Source organism: Deltaproteobacteria bacterium (assembly GCA_003194485.1).
GTDB lineage: Bacteria > Desulfobacterota > Dissulfuribacteria > Dissulfuribacterales > UBA3076 > UBA3076.
In genome coordinates this window covers 1-1,060 of record PQXD01000086.1, presented here as the reverse complement: position 1 = coordinate 1,060, position 1,060 = coordinate 1, and the positions used below count along the sequence as shown (strand labels likewise).

General features: G+C 47.9%; 1 protein-coding gene. It reads left to right on the top strand.

The window, feature by feature from the left end:
* Positions 1-238: 238 nt before the first annotated feature.
* Positions 239-895 (top strand): hypothetical protein, encoded by a 657-nt coding sequence (locus C4B57_12275; GenBank protein PXF50190.1) that lies wholly within the window; start codon positions 239-241, stop codon positions 893-895.
* Positions 896-1,060: the final 165 nt, after the last annotated feature.

Here is a 1,060-nt window from a genome sequence, read left to right as displayed (position 1 = left end):
AGAAGCGGTTTGCCTTTTGCAGGGTTTCGATCGCGGGCCGGATTGCACTGCCTCTCCGGTCTGCGATGAGTGAGCTTTGAAACCCGAAAAAAGGTAACCGCTTCAAGGCAGGATATAACGGGTTCACTGAATATTTACTTTTACTTTGATAACACTGAATCACTAATCATTATTAGCAACCGTTCACAGGTTCAAAGATGGGAAGGGTTTTAGGCTGAAGTGTTCAAGGGTTCATTGAATGCATTATATTGAATATAACCCCTCAATTCCTCAATCACCAAATCCTTCACGTCCATCACGTTCGGCTGCCATCCTGGCGGGCGGTAAAAGCAGGAGATTTGGCAGCAACAAGGCCCTGGCCCCCTGGCTTACCGGCCATGTTATAGATGCCGTGGCAAAGGCGGCCATTGGCGCGTGCCTGGAAGTTATCATTATAGCTGACGAGCCTGAACCATATTCCTATTCAGGGCTTCCTGTTTTTCCGGATATCATGCCCGGACTGGGCCCCTTGGCCGGGCTTCAAAGTGCGCTCCGCCATGCAAAGGGAGAAAGGGTACTTTTACTGGGATGTGACATGCCGCTTTTGAATTCGGAATTGCTCAATCTGATGTGGGAGATTCCTGCATGGGCTCCTGTTGTCATACCTGTCACACCCCATGGTCTTGAACCACTGCATGCCATCTATCATAAATCCCTCCTCCCCATTGTTGATCACCGAATCAATTCCGGTGACTTAAGCCTTAAGTCTCTGGTGAAAGACGTGCCGTGCCGAATTGTCAGTCCTGCTGATATCCTAAAAGTATGTCCCTCCTTTGAATGTCTCTCCAGTATAAACACGCCCCGGGATCTGGCAAGGCTGAAACGGCATTATTCGTCCGTAGAGCCTTTTGCATAATTACCACCATTTATTAAGTCCCCCAATTTCTCACTCTTCTTAAGAGCGTGTCCCGTAAATCATATCAGCCGAAGATTTCGATTCGGCCAAATTTTGGCCTTATGCCCCTCTGGACTTTCTGGAAATGCTGATTATTGAGATTCATTGTCATAAGAGCCTTATTCC

Bases quoted from the DNA above. Each gene is read 5' to 3' on its own strand.
- C4B57_12275 (PXF50190.1), top strand. From the start codon at position 239: ATGCATTATATTGAATATAACCCCTCAATTCCTCAATCACCAAATCCT.